At 35.1% G+C, this 21007-nt stretch carries 22 protein-coding genes; 18 read left to right on the top strand and 4 right to left on the bottom strand.

Going from position 1 to position 21007, the window contains the following annotated elements; translation table 11 throughout:
• Nucleotides 1-195: 195 nt before the first annotated feature.
• From GVV19_RS06675 to GVV19_RS06750, 16 genes are all read left to right on the top strand, one after another.
• Nucleotides 196-3576: a SpaA isopeptide-forming pilin-related protein gene (locus tag GVV19_RS06675; RefSeq protein ID WP_159646576.1), complete on the top strand. Its 3381-nt coding sequence runs from the start codon at nt 196-198 to the stop codon at nt 3574-3576.
• Complete coding sequence (locus GVV19_RS06680; protein ID WP_159646578.1) at nt 3557-3928, top strand: LPD28 domain-containing protein; 372 nt, start codon at nt 3557-3559, stop codon at nt 3926-3928. Before GVV19_RS06675 ends, GVV19_RS06680 begins: the two co-directional genes overlap by 20 nt.
• Entirely contained in the window at nt 3909-5054 is a 1146-nt protein-coding gene (locus GVV19_RS06685; protein ID WP_159646580.1) for a hypothetical protein, read from the top strand. Before GVV19_RS06680 ends, GVV19_RS06685 begins: the two co-directional genes overlap by 20 nt.
• Complete coding sequence (locus tag GVV19_RS06690) at nt 5051-5962, top strand: DNA adenine methylase (RefSeq protein WP_159646582.1); 912 nt, start codon at nt 5051-5053, stop codon at nt 5960-5962. The genes GVV19_RS06685 and GVV19_RS06690 overlap by 4 nt, the downstream gene beginning before the upstream one ends.
• Nucleotides 5962-6252: a hypothetical protein gene (locus GVV19_RS06695; protein WP_159646584.1), complete on the top strand. Its 291-nt coding sequence runs from the start codon at nt 5962-5964 to the stop codon at nt 6250-6252. Before GVV19_RS06690 ends, GVV19_RS06695 begins: the two co-directional genes overlap by 1 nt.
• Entirely contained in the window at nt 6245-6595 is a 351-nt protein-coding gene (locus GVV19_RS06700; RefSeq protein ID WP_159646586.1) for a DUF3852 domain-containing protein, read from the top strand. Before GVV19_RS06695 ends, GVV19_RS06700 begins: the two co-directional genes overlap by 8 nt.
• Nucleotide 6596: 1 nt before the next feature.
• Nucleotides 6597-7445, top strand: coding sequence for a conjugal transfer protein TrbL family protein (locus GVV19_RS06705; protein WP_159646588.1), 849 nt, complete (start codon nt 6597-6599; stop codon nt 7443-7445).
• A gap of 102 nt (nt 7446-7547) precedes the next feature.
• Nucleotides 7548-7886 carry an ArsR/SmtB family transcription factor gene (locus GVV19_RS06710; RefSeq protein WP_159646590.1) on the top strand — a complete coding sequence of 113 codons (339 nt, stop codon included), beginning with the start codon at nt 7548-7550 and terminating at the stop codon, nt 7884-7886.
• An 83-nt stretch (nt 7887-7969) separates the two neighbouring features.
• Nucleotides 7970-10105 carry a heavy metal translocating P-type ATPase gene (locus GVV19_RS06715; protein WP_201288196.1) on the top strand — a complete coding sequence of 712 codons (2136 nt, stop codon included), beginning with the start codon at nt 7970-7972 and terminating at the stop codon, nt 10103-10105.
• A 284-nt stretch (nt 10106-10389) separates the two neighbouring features.
• On the top strand, nt 10390-10713 hold the full coding sequence (locus GVV19_RS06720; protein ID WP_159646594.1) for a hypothetical protein: 324 nt from the start codon (nt 10390-10392) through the stop codon (nt 10711-10713).
• Nucleotides 10710-11282, top strand: coding sequence for a hypothetical protein (locus GVV19_RS06725; protein ID WP_159646596.1), 573 nt, complete (start codon nt 10710-10712; stop codon nt 11280-11282). The genes GVV19_RS06720 and GVV19_RS06725 overlap by 4 nt, the downstream gene beginning before the upstream one ends.
• Nucleotides 11267-13132: a VirB4 family type IV secretion system protein gene (locus GVV19_RS06730; protein WP_236262333.1), complete on the top strand. Its 1866-nt coding sequence runs from the start codon at nt 11267-11269 to the stop codon at nt 13130-13132. Before GVV19_RS06725 ends, GVV19_RS06730 begins: the two co-directional genes overlap by 16 nt.
• The gene (locus tag GVV19_RS06735) at nt 13132-14208 is read left to right on the top strand and encodes a M23 family metallopeptidase (RefSeq protein WP_159646598.1); all 1077 of its coding nucleotides are present in this window, start codon (nt 13132-13134) and stop codon (nt 14206-14208) included. Before GVV19_RS06730 ends, GVV19_RS06735 begins: the two co-directional genes overlap by 1 nt.
• Before the next feature lie 15 nt (nt 14209-14223).
• On the top strand, nt 14224-14544 hold the full coding sequence (locus GVV19_RS06740; RefSeq protein WP_159646600.1) for a hypothetical protein: 321 nt from the start codon (nt 14224-14226) through the stop codon (nt 14542-14544).
• A 35-nt stretch (nt 14545-14579) separates the two neighbouring features.
• Entirely contained in the window at nt 14580-15506 is a 927-nt protein-coding gene (locus tag GVV19_RS06745; RefSeq protein WP_159646602.1) for a DUF3846 domain-containing protein, read from the top strand.
• Nucleotides 15507-15515: 9 nt separating this feature from the next.
• Nucleotides 15516-15752: a DUF6103 family protein gene (locus GVV19_RS06750; protein WP_159646604.1), complete on the top strand. Its 237-nt coding sequence runs from the start codon at nt 15516-15518 to the stop codon at nt 15750-15752.
• A gap of 445 nt (nt 15753-16197) precedes the next feature.
• Here GVV19_RS06750 and GVV19_RS06755 read toward each other — a convergent pair whose 3' ends face one another.
• From GVV19_RS06755 to GVV19_RS06770, 4 genes are read right to left on the bottom strand one after another with little or no spacing between them, the layout of a single operon-like run.
• Nucleotides 16198-17646 carry a restriction endonuclease gene (locus GVV19_RS06755; RefSeq protein ID WP_159646606.1) on the bottom strand — a complete coding sequence of 483 codons (1449 nt, stop codon included), beginning with the start codon at nt 17644-17646 and terminating at the stop codon, nt 16198-16200.
• Nucleotides 17639-18721, bottom strand: coding sequence for a DNA cytosine methyltransferase (locus GVV19_RS06760; RefSeq protein ID WP_159646608.1), 1083 nt, complete (start codon nt 18719-18721; stop codon nt 17639-17641). The genes GVV19_RS06755 and GVV19_RS06760 overlap by 8 nt, the downstream gene beginning before the upstream one ends.
• Nucleotides 18711-19787, bottom strand: a complete 1077-nt coding sequence (gene dcm / locus GVV19_RS06765; protein ID WP_159646610.1) for a DNA (cytosine-5-)-methyltransferase — start codon at nt 19785-19787, stop codon at nt 18711-18713. Before dcm ends, GVV19_RS06760 begins: the two co-directional genes overlap by 11 nt.
• On the bottom strand, nt 19771-20028 hold the full coding sequence (locus GVV19_RS06770; protein ID WP_328598619.1) for a helix-turn-helix domain-containing protein: 258 nt from the start codon (nt 20026-20028) through the stop codon (nt 19771-19773). Before GVV19_RS06770 ends, dcm begins: the two co-directional genes overlap by 17 nt.
• Nucleotides 20029-20130: 102 nt before the next feature.
• Here GVV19_RS06770 and GVV19_RS06775 point away from each other — a divergent pair, with 102 nt between their 5' ends.
• On the top strand, nt 20131-20544 hold the full coding sequence (locus GVV19_RS06775) for a hypothetical protein (protein WP_159646613.1): 414 nt from the start codon (nt 20131-20133) through the stop codon (nt 20542-20544).
• Nucleotides 20537-20893, top strand: coding sequence for a hypothetical protein (locus tag GVV19_RS06780; RefSeq protein ID WP_159646615.1), 357 nt, complete (start codon nt 20537-20539; stop codon nt 20891-20893). Before GVV19_RS06775 ends, GVV19_RS06780 begins: the two co-directional genes overlap by 8 nt.
• Nucleotides 20894-21007: the final 114 nt, after the last annotated feature.

Below are 21007 nucleotides of genomic sequence, written 5' to 3' on the forward strand. Positions count from 1 at the left end.
GTCTCTACATCGACGTAACACCATTCTAGTACGCACACACGAAATCATATCCAACTGAAGAAATTTATCTAGCACTCAAATCTGAGTTTTTTTATACCTTGAATGAAAGGAGTTGATAATTAGTGAATCAGCCAATCCGTGGAAGTCCAAATTCGGACTTCTTTTTACATTTAACTATCCCAAGAAAGGAATTCTATGAAAAACTTAAAAAGAAAAATACTACTAATTCTAACACCAATAATCCTTATATTATCGACATTTATGAATACTGCACCAGTATTTGCTGATAGCATTCATATCACAACACAATCATCCGGTGTTATATCAACTGGTTATTTTGAAGCTGTTAATAGTCGTGGTTGGGCAGTTCAAAGAAAGACGGGTCATAACTCAAATATTATTTATGTCAATGATGTCGTTGCCTTTTGCATCGAGCCTGAAATACAACGAGGTGATGGCGACGGTTATACTATGTCCGACTTCACTCATTCACAACGCGAAACTTTCTCTCGTATCATTTACCATGGATATGATAATACCGCAAAAACTGGTAAAGATTATGTCATCACTCAGAATGTTCTGTGGGAATATATTGCATCCATCCGTAACGATTTAGATATTAATGGATCCTGGGGATTTGAGAGTATAGATTATCATGCTGAAAAAGATTTAATTTGGAGTAAAGTGAATAATCATAATACTCGTGCAAGTTTCCACCACACATCCATTAAACTAAAAACTGGCGAGTCAATCACCTTAACTGATACAAACAATACCATAAGTCAATCAACTATCATTGATAACGGCGGTCTTTATGTTTCACTATCTGGAAACCAAGTAACACTTACTGCAAGAAATGATTCTCCAGAATTAACACAAGTATCTTTTAAGAAATATGGCAACATCAATCACAATACCGAAACTTCCCCTATTCTGTATTCTCACCCTTCCATGCAAGATGTCATCAGCGGTGGTAACCCTGATCCGATTCCATTCGTATTAAATGTTGAAGTGGAACACAAAGGTCACTTAAAAATTGGCAAAGAGAACCAAGAAACAGGTGCAATGGTAACTGGCACCGTCTTTGAATTGTCTAAACATTCAGACATGTCACAGGCAACTCGCTATACTACGAGTTCCAATGGATACACTGAATCAATAGAACTGGATGAAGGAACTTACTATTACAGAGAACACTTTGTGCCAAGTCCGTTGATCATTGATACTTCAATTAAAAAAGTTGAAATTAAAGCAGGACATTCACTCGAAGTCATCGCCACCAATGAAGTTGTTAAAGGTCAGATTCAACTTGAAAAGCGAGACAGCGAAACGGGTGATTTATTGAAAGATGCAGAATACACAATCTATCGCGATAAAGGTCTTCAAGATGTTGTGGAAGTTCTTACTACAAACGATCAAGGAACAGCAACATCCACTACCCTACCCCTAGGAACGTACTACATTAAAGAATCAAAGGCACCCATCGGTTATCTTGTGAATGAATCCGTCTATACCGTCAATCTGAACTACAAAGACCAAAACACAAAAGTTGTAATTGTAAACCTAGGTGTTCAAGATCAAGTTATTAAGGGTAAAATTCAGATCGTTAAAGTTGAGCAGGATCAACAAACTCCGATTCAAGGTGCCGTGTTTACAGTTAAAGACGGTAATGGAAATATCGTCCAAGAAATCACTACAGATAAAGACGGGTTCGCCTTTACCGATGACTTACGCTATGGACAATATTTTATTCAAGAGAAATCAACACCATTAGAGTTTTGGATTGATAAAACAATCTATCCCATTTCCATTCTAGAAAATGGTGTGACCATCGTTAAGTATATTCCAAACAAAACGATTGAGATCAAACTTCAAGTTGAGAAAATTGACTTTGATACAAAAACACCATTATCCGGTGCAATCTTTGAAATTCATGACAAAGATGGTTCTACGGTATCATTTGACACTGTCAATGATACTGGTGATATCGTGAGCCAAACTCAGCTAACTACCAACGACAAAGGAATTGCCACAACACGAGGATTCTTAAAAGCAGGGTTATATACTTTAGTAGAAGTTCAAGCGCCAAAAGGTTACTTAAAATCCGCCCCTATTGAATTCGAGATTAATCAAGCCACTGAGTATGTTGAACTTCCAGCCATTGGTAAAACAAAGATTCAAACGGTGTCCAATCACCCGACACAAACTGAAATCATCAAGGTATCAGAAAATACAGGTCTTCCACTTGAAAATGTCACCCTTCGTTTAAGTCATAAACAATCTAAAGAAGTCATTCTTGAATGGGTCACTGATACAGAACCAACATTATTTAAAGGTTTAGAAATTGGTGAAACTTATATTGTTGAGGAAATCAAAACACCCGATGGATACTTCACAATTTATCCTGTAGAGTTCATGGTTAAAGAAACAGCGGAACTCAAAACCATCACATTACTCAATGAATGCATTCCTGAAATCCAAACACAAGCATTTTACGAAAACGGTCAAAAGGAAACAACTGTAAGTGAATCCATGACAGTCATTGATTCTGTAACTTACAAAGATTTAATTATTGGTAAAGAGTATACACTCAAAGGACAGTTACTTGATGTGGAAACAAAGGAAGTCATTACAACTGCTGAAATAACCTTTACGCCATCAACGCCAGATGGTTCCATTGACTTGACCTTCACCTTTGATGGTAGAAAACTACTGGGTAAAGAAGTGGTTGTGTTTGAAGATTTGTATCGTGGAACACGAAAAGTCGCAACACACTCTGAAATCACAGATCAAGATCAAACCGTCAATATCCCCTCTATCGAAACTCAAGTGAGCGTATCAAAACTGGATCCAAGTAATCCTACCAAAATATCACTAACTGATACTGTATCCTACAAGCAATTAACGATTGGAAAGGAATATACTGTAAAAGGTTGGTTAATGGATAAGCAAACAGGTGAGAAATTACTGATTAATAATAAACCTGTGACTGCAGAGAAAACATTTACTCCTGAATCAAAATCTGGAAGCTTTAAAATGACCTTTTCATTTGAGACTTTAGGTTTAGATAAAGGTGACTATGTTGTCTTTGAAGAAGTCTATCTAGGCAATGAGTTAATTGCAGAACACAAAGATCTAAACGATGACAACCAAACTTTCTCACTTATTGAGATTATTGTATTCAAAACCGACAAAGCATCTGGCAATTCACTCCAAGGTGCAGAATTTACCCTTTATGATTCAGAGTATAGTCCCCTCTATAACCAAACAACAGACGAGCATGGAATGGCTCGTTTTTTAGTACCAACAGGTTCATACATACTAAAGGAATCAAAAGCTCCTAAAGGGTACCAATTAAATAAAACATTATATCCCCTGGAACTAACAGGACAAGAAATAAATCATGAAGTTCATTTAGAAATTCCAAATGAAAAGATTCCTGAACTTCCTAATACGGGTGTTTCTGATACTGGAATGATAGTACCACTTCTTTTGCTTGGATCAGGTGCTGCTCTTAGTCTAATCAGTTATTTCATAAAGAGAAAGGAAAGGTCTGATGAAACCAGAAATGTTTAATCTTGCAATCTGTAAAGGACACTTAGTTGCCTTTACGTATGGTCGAATATCCAGTGATGAAATATTAGACGGCTTACACAAATATGATATTCAATCTTCTGATGATGGCTTTGAGCCTTCGGCTATCAAACCTTCTATTCTCGTTCATCATTGGGGAACCCTTGTTTCAAGAGTTCCCCTTCCTTTGGATGAATCCGGTTGGCTCATGCTCGATGATGATAAAGACTTTATCGAACTCAATCGGATGATTCTCACACAAAAAGAGTATGCAGAATTATCCGAAGACGTCATTCATACCTTTTTAAATCTAGAAAACACGAAAGGATACATCTATGATACCCATCAAATTTAAAATGAATAACGGCGATTTAGGATCTTACGATTTCCCACTACCGCTTGAATTGCTAAAGGAGTTCTTTCCAAATAAGAAAATCGAACTTTTAGAAAACAACCTCTTTCCATGGTTGAAAGCACGAAACCATCACGTATTGAATGTTTATGAACTCAATGCATTCTCACGGTTATACTCAGGTTTAAATTCACTTGAACAAAAGAAGATCAATGCATTGTCCTCACTCAAGCCTGAACTAACATTGAATGAGCTTATGTATCATGTAATCCATCAACACTGCTTTGCTTTGATTGATACATTTGATGATTACAATATCCCAGAAAATCTTGCGCGTGAATTGTATATGCAACACTATCCTGATGGCTACCCTGATGAACTCTTGGGATCAGATTTAGAACCTGAATGGATTGAGGATGGAACAATCGCAAAAGAAACACTGGAACATACATTAACTGATTATGGTTGGCTCTTTACGCTATACAAAGATCTACCGCCGATTCCCAAACATCAACAGTTCTTCACGTCTCAGTGGTCAGATATTCCATCCATTTTGCTCACAGTCTCCAACCGTCAAACAAAAGACTTCATTACATTACCGCTTTGGATTGATGACGATGAAATCGAAGAATCCTTACTTCGCTTAGATATTGATACACCTGATAACTTAGTGATCTCACTTGAAAACATCCAACTTAATGAAGTACTCTTCAAAAGACTCGAACCGTTACTCGTTCAAACAGATTGTCTCATGATTAATGCACTTGTCTCGGATATCAATAACCTTAATCAAAACGACGTAAATTGTCTTCTTGCTATCTTGGATCAAATTACAGTTTATGACATTGGTCAAGTACAAATGATTATCGATGCATTGGATGATTTCGAACTCGTTAAGACAGAATCCAACACTGCTGCAGAATATGCAGCACTTAAACTGGAAGACTTACTTTTCAATGATCGTGATGTTTATCAGGATTGGATTCGTGACTTCTTAGATTACGAGGGCATTGGTAAGAAGATGTTGGAAAACGAAACAATACTTTCAACTGACGCTGGCTTCCTAAAAGTCCCTGAAACATTCAGTCACTTTTTTGATGATTTTGACTTAACGGATCAAAAACGATGAAATCCTTTATTCCATGGATTGGTGGTAAAGGTGCACTTCTTCATGAAATCATCCCACGTATACCAAAAGACATTGACACCTACATTGAAGTCTTTGGAGGTGGCGGATCAGTCCTTCTTGGAAAAAGTATTGGTAAAAATGAAGTCTACAACGATTATCAAAGAGATCTCGTTAATCTATTTCAAGTTATAAGAGAACGCCCCCTAGCCTTTCTAGAAGCACTCAAGTTCTTACCACTTAATGCGAGAGAGGAATACAAATACGTACTAGATATCATCGAAGGTAAACAAACACAGTATGCATACTTAGAAGATGAACTTGAAACTGCAGCAGAACACTTTGAACCGCCACTCCTTACCGAAATCATGGAACTTCTTACTAAGAAAGCGAATCAATTTGATGTTAATCGTGCAGTCGTTTATTATAAAGCGATTGTTTATAGTTATGGGTCACGAGGGAAATCCTATGGAAGTCGAGTACTCACGCTTCATAAATTGGATGCGACTATTAAACGAGCCAGCCGAAGACTGCGACGTGTCGTGATTGAGAATCAGGACTTTGAGAAATTGATTCTTTCTAAAGATACCGAAACCTCCTTCTTCTACTGTGATCCACCTTATTTCGAAACTGAAAAACATTATGATGCACCGTTCACAGTTGAAGACCATAAACGACTTTACAACGTCCTAAGTACTATCCAAGGACGTTTTTTACTTTCTTACAATGATTCTGATTTTATTCGCGAACTCTATAAAGACTTCGACATCATCAGTGTTTCAAGACTGAATAATCTGAAGCAACGGTATGAAGCTGGAAGTGAATTCAAAGAAGTATTAATTGCGAATTATGATATTGAGCTTGAACCAACACCAAGACATTATCAACCAGACCTATGGGAGGATATCTGATGAAACAAAATAATGTACTTATAAAAGTACTTGATGATAAAGGGCGAATCGCGATTCGTAAAGACTTACGTGATATCGCCTCTTTTGAATTAGGTGACGTCATAAAAATTATCGCAACACCAACTGAAATAACACTTCGAAAAGTTGGGATTGTCTATCATATCTCTAACAGTAATCAAGATATTGAATCATCGATTAAAAACGGATTCAATGCTTTACCACTAAAACGACAGATTGCGATTGCAAAATCTGTCATTGAAACTCTAGAAAGGACACAATTCAATGATTAAAAAACTCACACAACCTAAAGTATTGCGATGGATTGGGATACTGTTCATCGTAACCTTCTTACTAGTTATCTTTGCATCACCTACCTACGCTGCAGCCAATGTATCTGGTGTGATTGAAGAAACATGGAATAATGCGGAAAGTCAGATCCGACTAGTCGTCAACAATGTCATCTTCCCAGCACTGAGTATTATTCTTGCGATTTTCTTCTTCGTAAAACTCGGATCAAGTTACTTTGATTACAAACGAAATAACGATCGCTTCGAATGGACTGCACCTGCGATTCTCTTTGTCTGTCTTGTCTTTACCTTAACTGCTCCATCCTACATTTGGAAGTTACTCTAAGATGTTTATCTGGGATTTTATAGCTGAGAAGATATTCGATCAACTCGTTGATTGGATTCATTCGATGCTGGTGGGATTCTTGGGTGAATTCTTTGGAATGATGAACAACATGGGTGCTGAACTCTTTGACTTTGTATGGGTACAGTCCATTGTATTATTCTTTCAGTATCTTGGATGGGCTCTCTTTACAGTAGGATTCATTCTCACTGTATTTGAAACAGCCATCGCTTATCAAAGCGGGCAAGGTGATTTAAAAGGAACATTCCTGAATATTTTAAAAGGATTTATGGCTACATCACTCTTTACCATTCTACCCATTGAACTTTATAAGTTTGCGGTGACCCTGCAAACTTCGTTCTCATTAAATCTAGCATCAACACTGGGTGCTGAAAAAACAATTGGTGAGATCGCCAATAATTCCATTGGGTTTGTGAATACCGTATCACTTTCGGGTGTCTTTATGATCTTCTTACTGATTGCCTTAGGTTATGCAGTGATCAAAGTATTCTTTGCGAACCTTAAACGTGGTGGTATCTTATTGACACAAATTGCAGTTGGGAGTTTATATATGTTATCAATTCCTCGTGGATTTACTGATGGTTTTATTGGATGGTGTAAGCAAGTAACTGCCATCTGTCTAACAACCTTCTTACAGTCCTTATTTTTGATTGCAGGACTGATGGTATTCAGAGATAACCTCTTACTCGGAATTGGTCTGATGATGTCAGCAAATGAAATACCACGTATTGCGGATCAATTTGGTCTTGATACATCAACACGTGGTAATATGATGGGAACAATTTATGCAACACAGAGTGCTTTAAATGTAATAAGAAATATTAAGAATTAGTAACCTTGACTCGGGACGTTACAAAAGAAATTGAATTTTCTAATTATTAATGATAGAATAATATTCTAATGAACACTTGAATGAAATAGAGAGGTTGACTGTATGATTGAAAATTGTGATGTAACAGTATTTGAAGAAGAGAAAATAGAAAACGTTCAAAATGCAATAAAATCTTTGGACATAAATTTTACGTCTTCTGTATTAAAGTCTATTTCTGATAAAACACGTCTTACAATTATGTATGCTCTCTTGGTAGAAAACGAGCTTTGTGTTTGCGATTTATCAGCAATTACAAAGTCAACAATTGCAAATACGTCTCATCATCTAAAGAAACTTTCATCTTCTAAAATTGTAAAAAATGAAAAAGTGGGAAAAATGGTTTACTATTCATTTTACGATGAAAATATAAAGCAACTCGTATCTTCCTTAATTACTCCATAATCTTTCCCATCACAACATTCAAACATATACTTGAATGTTGTTTTTATTTATGTTAATATTGTTTCATTCAAGCGTACACTTGAATGAAAGGGCTTGTAAATATGAATGAAGATAAAGAAATTGTTTATCGTATTAATGGATTATCATGCACTAATTGTGCTGCAAAATTTGAAAAAAATGTCAAAGCAATTCCAGGAGTAACTAATGCCACAGTTAATTTTGGTGCAAGCAAAATCTCTGTAGTTGGAAACACATCAATAATTGAACTCGAGAAGGCAGGTGCATTTGAAAATCTCAAGTTATCGGCAGAAAACTCATTCAAATCTAGTAGTGATAACAAAAAATTTGCCATTATTAAGAATAATTTGAACGTTTTTATCTCTGTGTTGCTTTTAATACTTGCGTTTTTTCTACAAGCTACAATTGGTGAAGATAACACAATTACAATTATAGTGTTTATACTTGCGATTGTTATTGGTGGTTACAAACTATTTATTGAAGGCATAGAAAACATTATACATCTCGACTTTACAATGGAGTCTCTTATGACGATTGCCATAATTGGCGCATCAATAATTGGTGAATGGTCTGAAGGATCGGTTGTAGTGATTCTGTTTGCAATAAGTGAATCCTTGGAACGATATTCAATGGATAAAGCTCGAAGTTCAATTAGAGGTCTTATGGAAATTGCACCGAGAGAAGCATTGATTCGGCGAGACGGAGTAGAAGAGATTATTAGTGTTGAAGATATTAAAATAAACGATATTATGATAATTAAACCTGGTGAGAAGATTGCAATGGATGGAGTTGTTATCAAAGGTAACTCGCATGTAAATCAGTCTCCAATAACTGGTGAATCGATTTCTGTAGAAAAAGTGTTAGATAGTGAAATTTTCGCAGGTTCGTTGAATGAAGATGGTCTTTTAGAGGTTTCTATTACAAAATTGGTAGAAGATACAACAATTGCCAATATTATTCATTTAGTAGAAGAGGCACAAGGTCAGAAAGCACCAGCACAAGCTTTTGTTGATAAATTTGCAAAATACTATACCCCTATCATTATGATGATTGCATTATTCGCTGTGATAATACCCCCATTATTCCTTGGAGAAGATTGGTCAAAATGGATTTATCAAGGCTTATCAATCTTGGTTGTTGGTTGCCCTTGCTCTTTAGTCATTTCAACACCAGTCACAATTGTTTCTGCGATAACAAACGCTGCGAAAAATGGCGTTTTAGTTAAAGGTGGCATTCACCTTGAAGAGGTCGGAAAAGCAAATGCTGTTGCATTTGATAAGACAGGAACTTTAACAAAGGGAAATCCCGACGTCACTGATTTTATGATATTAACTAAGGATAATTCAAATAATATCCTTAAAATTATCGCCTCACTTGAAGAAATGTCCCTTCATCCGATCGCTAATGCGATAACGAAGTATGCTAGAGAGCAAATAAGTAACTACAAGAGCTATCAAGTTGAAAACTTTCTATCCACATCAGGAAAAGGTATTCAAGGAGATATTCTAAATTCAACATACTATTTAGGGAATGAAAAGCATATTAGAAATTATGTTTCGATTGAATCTACACATTTAGAACAATATCAAGCACTTGAAAAGCACGGAAAAACTACAATGTTCTTATCAAGTTCAAATGAAGTTTTGGCAATTATTTCTGTAGCTGATCAACTTAGAGAATCTAGCGCAGCAACACTTAAAGAACTTCATAAAATCGGTGTTGTACATTCCATTATGTTAACAGGTGATAACAAGAATACTGCTGAATATATCAGTTCAATTTCTGGTGTTTCTGAGTATAGAAGTGATCTGCTACCCCACCAAAAACTTGATGTTATAACAGAGCTTCAAAATACCTATGGTACAACGATCATGATTGGAGATGGCATAAATGATGCTCCAGCTCTTGCAAAAGCAAACGTAGGTATCGCGATGGGTGGTGCAGGATCTGACACCGCTCTAGAAACCTCTGATATTGCCTTTATGGGAGACGACATATCAAAACTTCCATTTATAATTAAATTAAGTAGAAAGTCAATGAGAATTATAAAGCAAAACATCACCTTCTCAATTGCACTTAAATTGTTAGCATTGCTATTAGTTGTACCTGGTTGGTTATCTCTATGGATTGCAATTGCAGCAGATATGGGAGCAACATTACTGGTTACTTTTAATGGAATGAGGGCATCAAAAACTGAATAGAGAAAGGAAACATATGTACCTATACCCAAACAATCTCAAAGGAAAACCTATCCTTTGGTTGTGGTATATGAAAGACGTTGTCATCATCGGAATCACGATACTTGGCTCCGTCTTTTTTTATACCCAATTAAACTTAATTCAACCCTTAGTCGGAAGTGCTGTTTACGCACTGCTATCACTAAGATTTGACGATATGAGCATTCTTGACTTTATTGTTAACTCATGTCGTTTTTTTATAACGCAACCACAATCGTATTCGTGGTCACTAGAAAGGAACTCACTTAATGACAAAGATTCAAAATAAAGTTATTGGCTATGTGTTCAATGAAGATGGCATGTACGATAAGAAACACTATTTCGAGGATACACCGTCAAACATCGCAAATTTCATTATTCAAAATTCTAACAATGTCTGTGTTGTTACCGATACTGCCGACACCTTAATTGTTAATTCAACCGTAGGAGGATTTGTAGACCGATGTCCGAATCAAAGATACCTACAAGAAGAACTACTACCTGTACTGATACCACTGCAAATGGGCGATGTTGAAGCCGAAGAAATCGAGTTTATTGAAACAGAATACTGTTATGAACAGGTGATGCAATGAGTTTCATAAAACGCAAAGGATCCTCAACGCGTCGATTCTTGAATCTTAAAGAACTCACAGATTTTAGTATTGTCGGCTATAACAATCATTATCTTATTTACTACTCACTGTCACCCTTTAACCTATCCGTATTATCTAAAGAAAACATTCAGGCAAAAGTATTTGACCTCATGAACCTTATCAAAGGAATAGAGGTTTTGGAGTTTCTTTGTCTCAATGGTCGTGAGAACTTCCGCTTCAACAAAATCAACATGCGTAAGCGGATTGATGAAGAAACTAACCCCAAGATTCGAGATCTTCTTGAACAAGATTTAAAACAAATTGATACGATTCAAGTTCAGACCGCAACTGCTCGGTCTTTTTTAATCGGTATCCGAATTAAACATGGTATTGATAATGAACTTCACACGACTCTAAATCGGATTGAAAAATTATTTGAATCTCATGGACTCACGATTCGTAAGCTATCCAAAGATGATTTGAAAACCATGCTTGCGGTTTATTACGAACAAAATGTTACGACTGATAGATTTGAAGATATTGATGGAAAGCAATGGCAACACCAATGAAAAAATTAAATATCCCCTACTTTTTTAAGAATAAAGAAACCGACCCAGAAGTGCTAAGAACCCAAGAATTTCTTGATATGATCAGTCCTTCGCATATTCGATTCTATACCGATTACTTCATTTGCGGTAATACCTATCGTTCCGTTTGGGCAGTTCGTGAATACCCTACATCAACGGATGAACAAGCACTTCTTGATTATCTAGGTGAAAAGGAAAATGTCACACTCAAAATCTATACCCGATTAGTGACACCGGTTGAGGAAAAACGAATCATCACCAATGCCTCCAATAAGAATAAAATGCGAACCACTTCTTCCACACAAGTCCAAGATACCATTGAAGCACAAGCGGACAGTCAAGACTTAACTATTATGATTGCGAACATGCACCGTACACGTGAACCCCTGGTTCATTGCGCGGTATTCATTGAAATGATTGCTTCAAATTATGAAGAACTTAAGACACTTCAAAATGATGTTCTGGCTGATTTGATCCGTTCAAAGATTAATGTTGATAAACTCCTACTTCAACAAAAAGAAGGATTCCTCTCCTTGAACCCATCAGGATCCAATCAATTCAAAGAACAATTTGAACGTGTGCTGCCTGCATCCTCGGTTGCGAATCTCTTCCCATTTAATTACTCCGGTAAAACTGATGAGAAAGGATTCTACCTTGGTCGTGATAAGTATGGTTCCAACATTATCGTGGATTTCAATAAACGATCGGATGATAAAACTAATGCGAATACCTTAATTCTTGGAAACTCCGGACAAGGGAAATCGTATTTACTCAAACTTATTATTTGTAATCTATTGGAAGCAGGAACCAGCGTTATCATCTTTGATCCAGAAAGTGAGTATATGGATTTAACTTTAAACCTTGATGGTGACTATATTGACCTAACAAGCGGTCAGTATAAAATCAATGTACTAGAACCCAAACGTTGGACTGATGATGAAACATATATCGAAGATGACCTTGAGGCATTACCTGAACCCTTTAAGAAGACAACTGTCGTTTCACAACACATTTCATTCTTAAAAGATTTCTTCAAGAGCTACAAAGACTTTGATGACGTACATATTGATACGATTGAAATCATGGTTAAACATTTGTACGACTCTTATAACATTCATGATGATACCGATTTATCGTTACTATCACATATCGATTATCCTACACTATCTGAACTCTACGAGTTAATGGAAACTGAATACAAAAACTATGATGATTCGCAGAAACATCTGTATTCAGAAGAAGTCATTCGTCATGTTTGTCTTGCCTTAAACTCAATGTGTGTTGGTGCAGAAGCGAAATACTTTAATGGGCACACTAACATCAAACATGGATCACTGGTAACATTTGGGGTTAAAGGATTATTGTCTACCAATGAAAATCTTAGAAATGCCTTGCTTTTCAACACACTATCCTACATGTCTAATGAACTGTTAACCAAAGGCAACACTGCAGGTGCTCTAGATGAATTTTATCTCTTCTTAAGTAATCTAACTGCAGTCGAGTATATTCGCAACTTCATGAAGCGCGTCCGTAAAAAAGACAGTTCCATTATTCTTGCTTCTCAAAACCTAGAAGATTTCAACTTGCCGAAAATCAAGGAATACACAAAACCATTATTCTCAATTCCAACCCATCAATTCCTATTCAATGCTGGAAACATTGATAAAAAGTTCTATACGGATACGTTACAGCTAGAAGCGTCTGAATTCGAACTCATTCGTTATCCACAACGGGGTGTCTGTTTGTATCGTTGTGGTAATGAACGTTACAACTTGGAAGTCATAGCACCTGACTATAAAGAAAAACTTTTTGGAAATGCAGGTGGACGTTAATGGGAAAACTCCTGAAAATTGGAATCTCATTACTTACTACTAAAAATGGTCGAAAGACACTTTCAAAGATGCTACTGGTTGCAATGGCACCACTGCTTCTAGTGTTATTAATTGTATCGGGTGGTGCAGATGGTGCAGCACAGCATAACAATCATCTCATTGATGTGTTATTTAATCAGAAAGAGGTATCCTCATCTGCACCTGTTGAGTATCAAGAATTCATTCAAAACTATAAAGTTATATTTTCAGAAATTGATGATGAGATTACATCACTCCAGAATGTCAAGGGATTCGCCGACACAACTTTAATGAAAAGTATCATTCTTGCTTCATCACTTGATAAAGATTCCAATGCTTATCTTCTAGATCTTAAACCATCAGAATATATCAAAAACTTCTATGAAGAAGTTGAAATTGAGTTAGACGATAATCAAGTTGAACAAGACTCAACTATAACATCATTTCAAATGATTACGGATATTGAAACGATACTTAGTAACACTTCCAAATTTCTAAACGTTGATATGCACACCAAGAAAGTTGTGATGTATGAGATCTATTACGTTGTTTTAACTGGACGAGATAAGCCGCTCGATGGTTTTGTTCCGATGAAAACACTGCTTAAAGATGCCTACATTGAATCTGTGAAAACTAACTATATTGGTGGCGAGTTTGGGAGCCCCTTTAAAGATGATTGGCGTGATGATGTGACATCTGAATTTGGTCCAAGAGATCCTATCACATTACCGGATGGAACCAAAACGGGTGATATGCATCGTGGTATTGATTTTGGGAAACCACTCGGTACACCGATTTCATCAGTTGCAGACGGTAAAGTTGTAGCAGTTCAATACACTGATGTTGGTCTTGGTTTCTTTGTCGTTATTGATCATCGTGGTGGCGTCTTTACGGTTTATGGTCATAACTCCCGAATCTTAGTAGCCCAAGGTAATGATGTGAAGAAAGGTCAGATTATCGCAGAAGTAGGGTCTACTGGTGCAAGTACAGGCGCTCACCTTCACTTTGAAGTCATCGTCAACAAGCAACATGTAAACCCAAGGGTTTATCTTAAATAACGAAAGGAGCAACTTATGAATCTATCTGAAGATCAAAAAATTATACGTGATCTTATTTTATCAACAGACGTAATTCAAGATTACGTAGAAAATGAAATCAAATTTGAAGAATGTATTGATGAATTTCAATCACTCAAAGAAAGACTGGATGAACACTATCACAGTAAATCAAACATCATTGATTCAAGAGATTATCAAAGACTGTCGGAGTTCAATGAACTGTTAGTCCAAAGAAGTTTGACACTAGAATTGGATGATATACCTTGTCCAATATCTGAAAATCAACTTCAAACTGAATTATTGAAACACCTTAATAAAACGGACGAGATGCACTAATAATATGGTGCATCTTTACTACGAAAGGAAACCGTATGAAACTAAAACAACTTAAAGAAAAATATATTAAAGGAATGCGTGTTGAATGCATCGCAATGAGTGATACTCAAGCAGTACCACCACACACTCATGGCACTGTTCAATTTGTGGATGACATGGGTACAATCCATGTTGCATGGGATAATGGTCAATCACTTGGTTTAATACCTGAAGAAGATAGCTTCAATATTATCCATGAACAACAAAAAGACTACTCAGTATCTCGAGTGAGTTTAGAAATTGATGCAACACTTATTAGAAAAGCAACACTTGATGTACGAAAGAATATTGTAAATACCGCCATTAAAGTACCCTATGCAGAATATCATAATTTACTAGAGAATCCCGAATTAAAACGTAACTATATTGCAGATCATGTAGATGAGATGTACCAAGATGAAGATGGCATCAATCACTGTATCTTAGTTTACTGTGATGAAGAATCCGGTGGAATTCTGATTGAATCAGAGGGCTATCACTATCCACGTTATCAAGGTTATGTAAATAATGTTCATGAATTGTTGGATACCCATACTCATGCATCGCTTGATCCAGATGACAGACTAACCAAAATAAAAGCACTAGTAGTAGAACCACATGCGAAACCCTATGTTGCAATACTTGATAACGATTTAGAATCATTGCAAGCCATGGTTAGTGGTTCTATTGAACTGGTATCTCTATCTGATTCAGCAGAATTAATATGTAATGAGGATGGAAAAATATACGATCTACCGCCAAACAGAGTCGTTGGTCATGACGTCATTGCAGGACGATTTATTATAGTAGGTTGCGATGAATCAGAACACTTTATCTCCCTCTCGGATAATGATATTCATGACTATTCAGAACAATTTAAAGATCCTGAAATGATAGATCAATCTCAGGTTCACCAGCAACATAAATACACCATATTATATTAGGAGAAAACAATGAAAAAAGTAAAATTCACTATTGAAATAAGTGATGAACAATTAAGTGCCATTAATCTTTATAATAAAGAAACTGATACCGATTTGAAATCTGTTATAAACGATGCAATTCAAAGACACTATGAATCAATTGTTCCTCAAGAAGTACGACATTTCTTGGATTCAAAAGCAGAACAAGAACGCAACAAACCTGAACCAAGTATTCATAAATTTAAAGGAAATACTAAACAAAAGTAGCCAAAGGTCACTCCTCAAGTAAACAAAATCTCAAACAATATATATGATGAATATAGGGATATATTTCATCGTATTTCGGTACCGAATAGTATATCAAAAAGCGGTACCACAGAAAACTATCGTGGTACCGCCCATTTTGGGACTATTTATAGTAAATTTTTGCACTATCTTTCTTGTAAAACAATCTAGAAGATTTAATTGTTTATTTACTTTAAACGTGTGCGATTCTTTGGGCAGTGTGTGCCATTTTTCATACCCAGATGGCACATACACTCATCCATCCTTATTTAATCGCCACTGTGAGCCTATTTTGTGATATTCAATTTTACGGCAATTATTGCGATATTAGCCATTTTTCGACCTTAGAATAATCCGAAGCAGGTTAAAGGAGCGGTAGTACTCCGCTCCTCATTACATCGCCGCGCAATGCTCGGCGAATTATATATTATCCAAACTTCGCTAGAGTCAGTTCAGAAATATTATAGCTAATATCTTTCCCAAAATTATTAACAATAATATCTTGTATTTCTCTATAATCAATTTCTCTATTATTTACGGCAATATGATTGTATAAATACTCAGATAATGTGTTTGCTTTTATAATTACAATATTCTGTTCTTGAATATCGAATCTGACACTCGGAACATATCGTGGTGTAACAACAATGGTGTATCTTGCACCAATGATGTCACGATGTCTTCTCAATCTTCCTGCATTAATTCCAATAAGTTTATTTGAAGTTGATTTAGCTTCAACTGCAAATTTTTCTTTAATGTCTATATACAAACATTCAATATCAGTTCTTCCCGCTCCAGATAATTTATGTGCTTCAACATTAACAAATAGGTTAAACGCTTCTTCGAGAATATCTTCAAACTTATCTGATGTCAAATTCTCCGGATTCATAGAATACTCTTCAATTAGTTTTGGCAACTCTAACAACCCTAACTCAACTGAATCAACTTCTTCACCAATAGATCGAAGTAGTTCAACAGGATAAAACGAATAGATTTCTTTTATAACATCTGAAGACATATATTTCGAATTGTCAAGACTAAGTGGCTTATCAAATGGACTATAAATTGAAATAATTGATTCAATGTATGATTTAACGCCATCAGTCAATTTAAAAAACCCATTGTTAACTATTCTTTTGGTTGGCTTAGATTTGCTGCCTTCTCTTTTAGGATGAAATAATTCTATTGATTGACTACCGGGATTCTTTTCGATAATATTTGCTGATTCCAATAAAGAGGATATATAATACTGCCACTCATAAATTGATTTCACAATACTATACTCATTCTCTTTTAAATAGCCAAATTTCTCATTATCAGTAGTCAATCTTGAAACTAATAATTCATCTACCAACTTAGAGTAACTTGGCTGATCAATTTGATCAATATGAATTAAATATCGATAAACTTCATAATGATATAGAATTCCATTTAATCTTTTATCAAGTAGCAAAGAGAAAATAAGCCTAAATGGATATAAACCAAAATCCTCACTAGGTCTGCTAGAAGGGTGCGGAAACTGCATCCCAACTAACATTGTTGAAAAAATCTTTGCTAATTCATTGGGCTTATCAAGATATTTTAAAAACAAATTTCCCAACGGGCTAAAAATAAACTTCTTATTTCCTTCGAGTATATCCGAATATCCAAACATGAAATAACTCAATCCATCTAATTTATGATTAATTGCATCTAATGGTTCATTCCTTAATGATTTGCGAGGGTTGTATAAATTAGTATTACTAAATTTTTCATACATTCTCGATTTTTCATTCATAGATATTCCCGACTTATTTGCTTTTAAATAGAGAGCTACTTCAACAAGCAGATTCAAGTTATTGGTATGTTTTTTAAATACCCAATGTTTATCATTCATTTGATGCTTTTAGCTCCTTTCCATTTGGAAAACAAATTTCATATAGCAATTTAGGAGGTATTGCTTCTCCTATTATTGTTCGAATATAAGTTTCAGATGAACCCTTAGGAAAATTAATATCGGTGTTAATTGAACTTACAATGAATGTTTCTAAAAGAGATAAAACCCGCGGATCAGAATAAGTCCCATCATTATTTAATCTACCTGGATGAACATTATTATGCGAGCTTATACTTCCGCTATACGTTGTCCTAGCAGGTGCTGGTTTGTCCCAAACCATTCTCTTATAAGTATTATGAAAACCTTTAATTCTCTCGCCATTTTCTTTTTTTGGATAGTACTTATCATTCTTGATTGCACTTTTACCAGGTTTTGTATGCCGTATTGCTTCAATTATTTCTTTTCTATACATTTTTGCGCTATGCCATTTTAAAGCTGAAATTTCACCTGGTTCTAATGATGGTAAGTGCCCTATTGAAGCTTCAAGAGTAATTTCGGGTTGCTTTTTTGGCCATGGCCATTTCAACTTAGGTTTAAACATTTTAATAATCGCTCTTGGTCTAGATTGACTTACACCGTAGTCTTTTGCATTAATTACTTTAATTTCTATTCTATATTTATTTTCATACTTCATCTTAAGAATATCAGATAGTAGATAAAAATCATTATCATATGGGAAATACATTTCTAAAAATCTAGGTACATTTTCTATCAAAATATAATCTAAATCCATATTATCAATAAAATCAAAAACTTCCGTTACCAAATAATTTCTTTTGTCTTCAATGAAATGTTCTTGATGTTTATTTTTTCCTACCGAACTTAATCCTTGACAAGGTGGTGTGGCTAGCAAAAATCTGACATTATTCTTAATTCCATAATTTATCATTTCATTCTTCAACTGAACATTAGTTATGTCTCCTTGAAACATTTTTGTATTTGGATAGAAAAAAGAATAAGTATCTGCTCTTTTCGTCAGTAATTCGTTAGCAGCAACAAAATTTAAATTCCCTTTGTGAAGATGTAGTTCACCAATTCCAGCACTGGCAAAAAGTGTCATTGCATTAATTTTCATAAACAATCTCCTTAACGATTTCTTCTATAAGTAATGGAGGAATGCATTCTCCTATTACTTGTCTAATAAGAATTTCTGGTGTATCAATTGGAATTGGCCAATTGTCAGGTAACCCTGTCAATCTCATTAACTCGAGTATCGAAAGCACTCTAGCATCTGAATAACTTCCATCTTTCATCAATCTACCAGGGTGAACATTTCTCTGAGAACTAATTGCATCATTCCGGATAGTTATTGTTGGAGATGGTTCATCCCATTTAATTCTTCGATAGCTTGATTCATAGCCTTTTACTCTAGTTCCATCTTTTTTTTGCGGAAATTCAAATTCATTTTCGAATGCTGAATGTCCAGTCGGAGTATGTTTCATCCAACGAATTTGCCTAGCATTGTGCCTTCTACCATAATGCCACTGAATTCCACTATTTTCTCCACTTTCGATTGATGGCAAATTTCCAATAACTTCTCTAACTGTTATTTTTTTTTCGTGTTTTTGTGGCCATGGCCAAGAAAAATCTTTGTGATATAATCGAATAATTGCCCTTTTTCTTGATTGAGCGGTTCCATAATCAGATGTATCAAGTATTCCATATTCTATACAATATTCCTGATTGAACTCTTCTTCTAAAATTTCTTCAATTGTCAGTAATTTATTATTAACAGATAACTTTAGTTTTAGTAGTAATGGTACATTTTCTATTAAAACAAATTTCGGTTTTACTTCTTTAATCATCTTGACTACGTAGTTAATTAAGTAATTTCTTTCATCCATAGCCATTTCATGAATATTTCTGTTTTTACCAGCTACACTAATACCTTGACAAGGTGGTGATGCAATCATAAAATCGACTCTATTATTCAATGCAATTTCTTTAATCCTTAAAAAAACTGAGGAATCTCTTATATCTCCAATAATCATATCATGATTCGGATAAATGTTTCTATATAAGTCACCACGTTTTGTGATTAATTCATTTGCAACTACTATATCAATTCCAACACGATTCAAGTAGTATTCACCAATACCTGCGCTTGAAAACAATGACATACCCTTAATTCTTTTCCTCATTGCCTAGTATCCTCTCATAAGTATCAGTAAGAATTACATCACAGATATCACCAATATTGCAATTCAAAGCTCTACAAATCTTTTCTATCGTCTCAGTATTAACTGTGTCTTGATGCACAAGTTTATTGATAGTAAATTGGCTAAGATTAGAAAGATTAGCGAGTTCTTTTTTGTTAATACCTTTTTTCTTTGTTATCTTCCACAACTTATCGTAGCTTATCAAAATATCAACACCTTTCAATACTAAATTTCTTCTATTAGTATATCACATTAGTTAAAGATTGAATCAGAAAATTGAGCGTTCGCTTAATTAAATTATATATAAATAGGAAGGTTTATTTTTATGAATTCCAGAATCAAAACCGGAACTATGATGTTCCCAGAAATTATACAACTTTGCGATGATAACATAGAACTCGCAAATGTGAAATCAAGAAATGATTTCATAGAGGAAGCCGTAAAGTTCTACGTTGGCTATCTCAATACCGAGCACAATACATCCTTTCTCAATGATACTATAGAATCTGTCATTAAGTCTTCCATACTACTCACTGAGGATAGACTTGCTAAAGTCTTGTTTAAATTGACGATCGAAACAAGTATGATGATGAATATCATTGGTGCAAGTTTTGAAATTGATGATGCAACTCTAGACAAACTTAGAGCTAAGTGTATTAAAGATATTAAATCAACCATTGGCACCTTAAATCTTCAAGATATTATGAAATATCAAAATAATGAGGTAGACGATGGCTAAACTCATTGTGAAATTTGGTTATATGAAAGCAAACAAAAAGAATCGTGCAGGTTTTATTGAATATATCGCAAAACGTGATCGTGTCATTATAAACATTCACTCCTTTGGAGATAAACCTGCAACAAATAAACAGAATAACCTGATTACAAATTTCTTAAAGAAATATCCAAACATGCAATCACATCAGCTCTATCAAGAATACATAAACAAGGAGTCAATTTCATCTGCTTCAGAATTCATCTCATATGTTGAAGAAACAATGATTGAAGAGCTCTCACATGTAGATGAATACGTTCAATACATTGCTGAAAGACCACGCGTTGTCAAAGAAGGACAGGAACTGACCTAGTTCCTTGGGACTCAAGAAAAAACCTCTTGTAAACGAATTATTGTAAAATGATTCAATACGGGAGGTTTTCTTATGGGAACACGGATTATGCATAGTTATGAGATAAAAATGAAA

This window comes from Erysipelothrix anatis (assembly GCF_009828745.1).
Lineage (GTDB): Bacteria > Bacillota_I > Bacilli_A > Erysipelotrichales > Erysipelotrichaceae > Erysipelothrix > Erysipelothrix anatis.

What these genes read in the sequence shown, in the direction of transcription:
- GVV19_RS06745 (WP_159646602.1), top strand. Translation starts at nt 14,580, where the DNA reads ATGAAACTAAAACAACTTAAAGAAAAATATATTAAAGGAATGCGTGTT.
- GVV19_RS06740 (WP_159646600.1), top strand. Translation starts at nt 14,224, where the DNA reads ATGAATCTATCTGAAGATCAAAAAATTATACGTGATCTTATTTTATCA.
- GVV19_RS06695 (WP_159646584.1), top strand. Translation starts at nt 5,962, where the DNA reads ATGAAACAAAATAATGTACTTATAAAAGTACTTGATGATAAAGGGCGA.
- GVV19_RS06680 (WP_159646578.1), top strand. Translation starts at nt 3,557, where the DNA reads ATGAAACCAGAAATGTTTAATCTTGCAATCTGTAAAGGACACTTAGTT.
- GVV19_RS06690 (WP_159646582.1), top strand. Translation starts at nt 5,051, where the DNA reads ATGAAATCCTTTATTCCATGGATTGGTGGTAAAGGTGCACTTCTTCAT.
- GVV19_RS06700 (WP_159646586.1), top strand. Translation starts at nt 6,245, where the DNA reads ATGATTAAAAAACTCACACAACCTAAAGTATTGCGATGGATTGGGATA.
- GVV19_RS06675 (WP_159646576.1), top strand. Translation starts at nt 196, where the DNA reads ATGAAAAACTTAAAAAGAAAAATACTACTAATTCTAACACCAATAATC.
- GVV19_RS06710 (WP_159646590.1), top strand. Translation starts at nt 7,548, where the DNA reads ATGATTGAAAATTGTGATGTAACAGTATTTGAAGAAGAGAAAATAGAA.
- GVV19_RS06750 (WP_159646604.1), top strand. Translation starts at nt 15,516, where the DNA reads ATGAAAAAAGTAAAATTCACTATTGAAATAAGTGATGAACAATTAAGT.
- GVV19_RS06780 (WP_159646615.1), top strand. Translation starts at nt 20,537, where the DNA reads ATGGCTAAACTCATTGTGAAATTTGGTTATATGAAAGCAAACAAAAAG.
- GVV19_RS06715 (WP_201288196.1), top strand. Translation starts at nt 7,970, where the DNA reads ATGAAAGGGCTTGTAAATATGAATGAAGATAAAGAAATTGTTTATCGT.
- GVV19_RS06755 (WP_159646606.1), bottom strand. Translation starts at nt 17,646, where the DNA reads ATGAATGATAAACATTGGGTATTTAAAAAACATACCAATAACTTGAAT.
- dcm (WP_159646610.1), bottom strand. Translation starts at nt 19,787, where the DNA reads ATGAGGAAAAGAATTAAGGGTATGTCATTGTTTTCAAGCGCAGGTATT.
- GVV19_RS06725 (WP_159646596.1), top strand. Translation starts at nt 10,710, where the DNA reads ATGAGTTTCATAAAACGCAAAGGATCCTCAACGCGTCGATTCTTGAAT.
- GVV19_RS06705 (WP_159646588.1), top strand. Translation starts at nt 6,597, where the DNA reads ATGTTTATCTGGGATTTTATAGCTGAGAAGATATTCGATCAACTCGTT.
- GVV19_RS06735 (WP_159646598.1), top strand. Translation starts at nt 13,132, where the DNA reads ATGGGAAAACTCCTGAAAATTGGAATCTCATTACTTACTACTAAAAAT.
- GVV19_RS06720 (WP_159646594.1), top strand. Translation starts at nt 10,390, where the DNA reads ATGACAAAGATTCAAAATAAAGTTATTGGCTATGTGTTCAATGAAGAT.
- GVV19_RS06760 (WP_159646608.1), bottom strand. Translation starts at nt 18,721, where the DNA reads ATGAAAATTAATGCAATGACACTTTTTGCCAGTGCTGGAATTGGTGAA.
- GVV19_RS06685 (WP_159646580.1), top strand. Translation starts at nt 3,909, where the DNA reads ATGATACCCATCAAATTTAAAATGAATAACGGCGATTTAGGATCTTAC.
- GVV19_RS06730 (WP_236262333.1), top strand. Translation starts at nt 11,267, where the DNA reads ATGGCAACACCAATGAAAAAATTAAATATCCCCTACTTTTTTAAGAAT.
- GVV19_RS06775 (WP_159646613.1), top strand. Translation starts at nt 20,131, where the DNA reads ATGAATTCCAGAATCAAAACCGGAACTATGATGTTCCCAGAAATTATA.